Origin of the sequence: Streptomyces pinistramenti (genome assembly GCF_020564935.1) — a bacterium.
Lineage (GTDB): Bacteria > Actinomycetota > Actinomycetes > Streptomycetales > Streptomycetaceae > Streptomyces > Streptomyces pinistramenti.
The window spans coordinates 21094-27332 of the sequence record NZ_JAJCXB010000074.1 but is presented as its reverse complement, the minus strand read 5'-3'; the positions used below and the strand labels follow the sequence as shown (position 1 = coordinate 27332).

Sequence of the window (6239 nt, the reverse complement as noted above, 5' to 3'; positions counted from 1 at the left end):
GGTGTGGGACGGAGGGGGCGGTGGGGGTGCCGGGGGTCTGTTGGAGGCCGAAGGTGGTGAAGGCGGTGCGGGTGGGGAGGGGGTAAGGGGTGGCGTCGGTGAGGGAGTTGAGGATGGTGGCGCTGCGCCAGGCGGCGAGGCCGAGGTCGGGGGTGCCGACGCCGTGACTGTGGCGTTCGGCGTTCTGGACGTAGAGGGAGCCGGTGACGGTGGGGTCCAGGACGAGGCGGTGGTGTGCGTCGATGCGGGGGCGGCCCGCGGAGTCGCGGCGCAGGTGGGGGTCGAGGGCGGCGAGGAGGGTGTCGAGGCGGCGTTCGCGGTAGCCGGTGGCGAGGACGACGGCGTCGGTGGCGAGGCGGGTGCGGGTGGCCTGTTCGGCGTGGTCGAGGTGCAGTTCGATGCCGGTGGCGCCGAGGCGGGTCGCGGAGTGGACGGAGACGCCGGGGGTGAGGGTGGCGTCGGGCCAGCCGCCGTGCAGGGTGCGGCGGTAGAGCTCGTCGTGGATGGCGGCGAGGGTGTCGTGGTCGATGCCTTTGTAGAGCTGCCATTGGCCGGGGACGAGGCCGTCGCGTACGGATTCGGGGAGGGCGTGGAAGTAGCGGGTGTAGTCGGGTGTGAAGTGTTCGAGGCCGAGCTTGCTGTATTCCATGGGCGCGAACGCGGGGGTGCGGGCGAGCCAGTGGAGTTTTTCGTGGCCGATGGGGCGGGCGCGTAGCAGGTCGAGGAAGATTTCGGCGCCGGACTGGCCTGCTCCGATGACGGTGATGTGGTCGGCGGCGAGCAGGCGTTCGCGGTGGTCGAGGTAGTCGGCGGAGTGGATGACGGGGACGGTGGGGGTGTCGGCGAGGGGGCGCAGGGGCTCGGGGATGTGGGGTGCGGTGCCGATGCCGAGGACGAGGTTGCGGGCGTAGGTGCGGCCGAGTGCTTCGGCTTCGCCGTCGGCGCCGAGGTGGGTGAAGTCGACTTCGAATACGGCGTGCCGGGAGTTCCAGCGGACGGCGTCGATCTGGTGGCCGAAGTGGAGGGCGGGGAGGTTCTCGCTGACCCAGCGGCAGTAGGCGTCGTACTCGGCGCGGTGGATGTGGAAGCGCTCGGCGAAGTAGAAGGGGAAGAGGCGTTCGCGGCTGTGCAGGTAGCTGAGGAAGCTCCAGCGGCTGGCGGGGTCGGCGAGGGTGACGAGGTCGGCGAGGAAGGGGACTTGGAGGGTGGCGCCGTCGATGAGGAGGCCGGGGTGCCAGTGGAAGGCGGGGCGTTGGTCGTAGAAGGCGGTGCGGAGGTCGGTGAGGGGGTGGGCGAGGGCGGCGAGGGAGAGGTTGAAGGGGCCGATGCCGATCCCGGCGAGGTCGAGGGGGTCGGTGGGGCTGGTGGTGTCGGCCGACGGGGCGGGGGCGGGTGTGGTGTCGTGCTTCGGTGTCGTGGAGGTGGGGGCCGTGGTGCCAGGGGTGCCGGGACGGGCGGGGGTGGTCATCGGGGGATGTGGCCTTCCACGAGTTTCAGGAGGTTTTCGAGGTCACCGGGCTGGGTGTGGGGATTCAGGAGGGTGGCCTTGAGCCAGAGTCCGGTGGCGGTGGTGGCGCGGCCGAGGACGGCGTGCCCGTCGGTGAGCAGGCTGCGGCGGATGGCGGCGAGGGTGGTGTCGTCGGCGCCGGTGGGGCGGAAAAGGACGGTGGTGAGGGTGGGGCGGGAGTGGAGTTCGAGGTCGGGGCGCGCCTCGACGAGGTCCGCGAGGGTGCGGGCGGCGGCGAGGGTGCGGTCGACGAGGTCGCCGATGCCGCGCCGGCCCAGGGCTTTGAGGGTGACGGCGATCTTGAGGATGTCGGGGCGGCGTGTGGTGCGCAGGGAGCGGCCGAGGAGGTCGGGCAGTCCTGCCTCGGTGTCGTCGTCGGCGTTGAGGTAGTCGGCCCGGTGGTCGAGGGGGGCGAGGTCGGCGCTTCCGGGGACGGCGAGGAGGCCGGCGGCCACGGGTTGCCAGCCGAGTTTGTGCAGGTCAAGGGTGACGGTGTGGGCGCGGTCGAGGCCGTTCAGCAGGGCGCGGTGGGTGTCGCTGAAGAGGAGTGCTCCGCCGTAGGCGGCGTCGACGTGGAAGCGGGCGCCGTGGTGTTCGGCGAGGTCGGCCAGGGCCGGCAGGGGGTCGATGGCGCCGGAGTCGGTGGTGCCTGCGGTGGCGGTGAGGAGGGCGGGGCCGTCGAGGCGGGAGAGGGCCGCGTGGACGGTGTCGGGGTGGAGGACGCCGTTGGGGGTGGGGAGGGTGATCGGGGCGGGAAGGCCGAGGAGCCAGGCGGCGCGGTGAATGCTGTGGTGGGCGTTGGCGCCGCAGACGATACGGAGGGGGGCGGTGGGCTCCGGGGGGGCTGCGGCGATGCGGGCGGCCTCGCGCCTGGGCTCGCCCCCGGTCCCGCTGTCAGCTCCCCCGGTCGTGACTGCGGTCGTTTCCCTGGCGGAGTGTGCCGTGGCGCGGGCGGCCTCTCGTGCGAGGAGGACCGCCAGTTGGTTGGACTCGGTGCCGCCGGTCGTGACCAGCGCGTCGGGGCCGCCGGCGGGGATGACTGTGCCGGGGTCGGCGGAAGCCAGCGGGGCGGCTGGGGCGGTTGAGGAGCCGGGAGTGCGGAGCGGGCTGGGGGTGCGGGCGGTGTTGAGGGTTCCGGGTGGGATGCTCGGGACTGGGCCGATGAGGGCGGGAGTGGCGTCGGGGGCGTTGTCCGGGGCGGCAGTTGGGGCCGGAATGGTGAGCCGGGGCGTTGCGGGGTCGGGGTGGGGCGCGGTCGGGGCGGGGCCGGGCTGGGCTTGCGTGTGCGGTGCGGCGGCCCGTGCGGGTGCGGTCGTGCGGGCGTAGGGGTAGACCAGGGCCGCGAGTTCGCGGGTGGTGAGGGCTTCGATGGCGGAGGCTGCGGGGGCCTGGTCCCAGGAGTCCATGGAGGGGTTGAGGGCGCAGGCGGCGAGCTCGGCGGCTGCGGCGAGGGCCAGGGGCGGGCAGTGGAGGTGGGCCGCGCAGTGGGGGTCGGCGGGGTCGGCGGCGCCGGCGGCGAGGGTGTGGACGAGGGTGCGCAGGGCGTCGTGCGGCCCGGTGCCGTCGTCGGCGAGGAGGGGGGCGCAGGCGGCGCGTACGGCGGGTGCCACGGCGTCGGGTCCGCCGGCGGGGAGGGGGCCCGCGCGGTCCTCGGCACCGGTGGTGAGGGCGTCGAGGACGGTGTCGACGAGCGGGCGGAGCGCGCGGGGGCCTTCGGTGCCGCCTGCGAGGGCGGCATCGGTGGCGGGCACAGGCATGAACGTGCCCTTCTGTGTGGGGAGTTCGGGACGTTAGGCCGCCCTAAGTTACTTTCCCCGTGCAGTGCGCATCCACTGGCGCAGATGGTTCCACTCGTTCGTGTCAGGGATTGCTTCGTGCGTTCGGGTGCCGCCGGTCGCTGCCTCCGGCGGCACCCGTGATGATCTGCTGCGGCCGGTCAGCCGGCGGGCTGCGCCGGGTGGGCCGAGCGGACCCGCAGGGCACGTTCCAGATCATCGAGCTGATCGACGAGTTTGCGGCGCAGCGCGGGGGTCGGGTCGCCGGTGTCGAGGCAGCTGCGGCCGAGGCGGAGGGTTTCCGGCTCGACGAAGGTGCCGGGGAAGGCGTAGCGGCCGGCGGCCTCTGCGAGGGCGGGGCCGCGCTCGGTGGCGAGGGCGGGGGTTTCGGCGAAGTAGCGGGCGACGTAAGGGCGGAGCAGGTCGTGCTGTTCGGGGGCCCAGAAGCCGGTGGCGGTGGCGGTGAAGAGGTGGTTGGAGAGGGCGGCCTTGGCGTCGGTGGTGAAGAGGGCTTCCCAGGCGGCCTGTTTGCCGGCCGGGTCGGGGAGGGCGGCGTGGCAGCGGGCGGCGCCTTCGTGGCCGGCGGCGCTGGGGTCGCGGGCGAGTTCGGCGTCGATGCGGTCGGGGGTGGTGGCGCCGAGTACGGCGAGGCGGGTGAGGATGCGCCAGCGCAGTTCGGGGTCGAGGGCGGGGCCGCCGGGGACACTGCCGTCGTCGAGCCACTCCTGGAGGGTGTCGGGGGTGCGGGCACTGTCGATGAGGGCGCGGACGGCGGTGAGCCGCAGACCTGCCTCGGTGCTGTGTTCGGGGCCTTCGGTGCGGCGCAGGAGGTCGCGGCTGATGGCGGTGAGAGTGGTGAGGGCGCCGGGGCGTTCGTCGGCGGGGAGGTAGCAGTCGGCGAGGGGGGTGCGGGCGAAGGTGAGGACGTTGCGGACGATGGCGACGTCGGGTTCGTGCAGGAGGTGGGTGCGGGCTGCTTCGAGGTAGGCGGCGGGCGGGAGTTCGCCGTCGCGGACCATGTCGCGGGCGGCGTTCCAGACGACGGCGCGGCTGAGCGGGTCGGGGAGGCCGGAGAGGGCGCGGGCGGCGGTCTGCCAGGAGGTCGGGTCGAAGCGGACCTTGGTGTAGCTCAGGTCACCGTCGTTGAGGACGACCAGGGCGGGTGCGGGGCCCTCGAACGTGCGGCGGGTGTGTCCTTCTTCTTCGGGGATGTCCAGTTCGAAGCGGTCGCGTGGGGTGAGCCGGGCGGGGTCCGAGAGGTCCTGGTCGTAGAGGCCCACGGCGATGCGGTGGGGACGGCTGCCGTGGTGCTCGACGGCGAGTTCCCAGCCGTCGGGCCGGTCGTCGACGGCGGCGGTGAGGGTGTCGGCTCCGGAGGTGCGCAGCCAGCGTGCGGCCCAGGCGTGGACGTCGCGGTCGCCGGCGCGGGCGAGGGAGTCGATGAAATCGGCGAGGGTGGCGTTGCCGAAGCGGTGCCGGGCGAAGTGGTCGTTGATGCCGGCGAGGAAGTCCTTCTCGCCCATCCAGACGACGAGTTGGCGCAGTGCGGAGGCGCCCTTGGCGTAGGAGATGCCGTCGAAGTTGAGGAGCGCGGCGGCGGTGTCGGGGACGTCTTCGGCGCGGGGGGCGACGGGGTGGGTGGAGGGGCGCTGGTCGGCGTCGTAGCCCCAGCCCTTGCGGACGACGGCGAATTCGGTCCAGGTGCCGGTGAAGTGGGTGGCTTCGGAGAGGACTTGGTAGCCCATGTATTCGGCGAAGGATTCGTTCAGCCAGATGTCGTCCCACCACTGGAGGGTGACGAGGTCGCCGAACCACATGTGGGCCATTTCGTGGGCGATGACCATGCCGCGGACCTGGCGTTCGGTGTCGGTGACGGCCGAGCGGTAGAGGAATTCGTCGCGGAAGGTGACCAGGCCGGGGTTCTCCATGGCGCCGGCGTTGAATTCGGGCACGAATGCCTGGTCGTAGGAGTCGAACGGGTAGGGCTCGTCGAAGAGTTGGTGGTAGCGGTCGAAGCAGCGGCGGGTGATGTCGAGGATCTCGTCGGTGTCGGCGTCGAGGTGCGGGGCCAGGGAGCGGCGGCAGTGGAGGCCGAAGGGCAGTCCGGCGTGCTCGGTGCGGACGGAGTGCCAGGGGCCTGCGGCGACGGCGACGAGGTAGGTGGAGATGAGGGGGGTGGGGGCGGCGGTCCAGCGGCCTTCGCCGTCCTGTGCGGTGATGCCGTTGGCGAGGACGGTCCAGCCCTCGGGTGCGGTGACGGTGAGCCGGAAGACGGCCTTGAGGTCGGGCTGGTCGAAGGCGGCGAAGACTCGCTGGACGTCTTCCATGAACAGCTGGGTGTAGGTGTAGGTCTCGCCGTCGGCGGGGTCGGTGAAGCGGTGCATGCCTTCGCCGGTGCGGGAGTAGCGCATGGTGGCGTCGAAGCGGAGTTCGTGGCTGCCGGGGGCCAGGCCGGTCAGCGGGATGCGGTTGTCGGCGAGCAGTGCGGGGTCGAGGGGGCTGCCGTCGAGGGTGACGGCGTGCAGCGCGGTGGGCTTGATCTCGACGAAGGTGTCGGAGCCGTCTGCGGTGTCGCGCACGCGGAAGTGGATGACGGTCCTGGAGCCGAACTCGTCCTCGCCCTGGGTGAGGTCGAGGTCGATGTCGTAGCTCTGGACGTCGATGATCTGGGCTCGGGTCTGCGCTTCGGCGCGCTGCAGTGCGGGCATGGAGTCATGCTGCCGCACATGCGGGGGCGGCCGCACGGGGGTGTGGACAACCGGCGGGAACAGCCTGCGGGGGCTGTGGACAAGTCGGTGGCGGGCGGCTGACCGGGAGGGCGGCCGTCCTGCGCTCATGCCGCGGGATGGTGGCGCCTGACGCCCTGATGTCCTGTCACAGGGTGCCCCTACACTCCGCCCCATGACGCTCTCGACTGCTGCCATCGCCCGGGGCCTGGCGCCGCACGGCGTGCTGCG

General features: G+C 72.8%; 3 protein-coding genes. All 3 read right to left on the bottom strand.

Annotated elements, in window-relative coordinates:
- A partial coding sequence (locus LIU39_RS31355; RefSeq protein ID WP_227050328.1) for a lysine N(6)-hydroxylase/L-ornithine N(5)-oxygenase family protein occupies window positions 1-1468 on the bottom strand: 1468 nt, incomplete at its 3' end.
- Window positions 1465-3264: a pyridoxal-dependent decarboxylase gene (locus LIU39_RS31350; protein ID WP_227050327.1), complete on the bottom strand. Its 1800-nt coding sequence runs from the start codon at window positions 3262-3264 to the stop codon at window positions 1465-1467. The genes LIU39_RS31355 and LIU39_RS31350, both read right to left, overlap by 4 nt.
- A 179-nt stretch (window positions 3265-3443) precedes the next feature.
- Window positions 3444-5990: an aminopeptidase N gene (gene pepN / locus LIU39_RS31345; RefSeq protein ID WP_227050326.1), complete on the bottom strand. Its 2547-nt coding sequence runs from the start codon at window positions 5988-5990 to the stop codon at window positions 3444-3446.
- Window positions 5991-6239: the final 249 nt, after the last annotated feature.

What these genes read in the sequence shown, in the direction of transcription:
- LIU39_RS31350 (WP_227050327.1), bottom strand. Translation starts at nt 3,264, where the DNA reads ATGCCTGTGCCCGCCACCGATGCCGCCCTCGCAGGCGGCACCGAAGGC.
- pepN (WP_227050326.1), bottom strand. Translation starts at nt 5,990, where the DNA reads ATGCCCGCACTGCAGCGCGCCGAAGCGCAGACCCGAGCCCAGATCATC.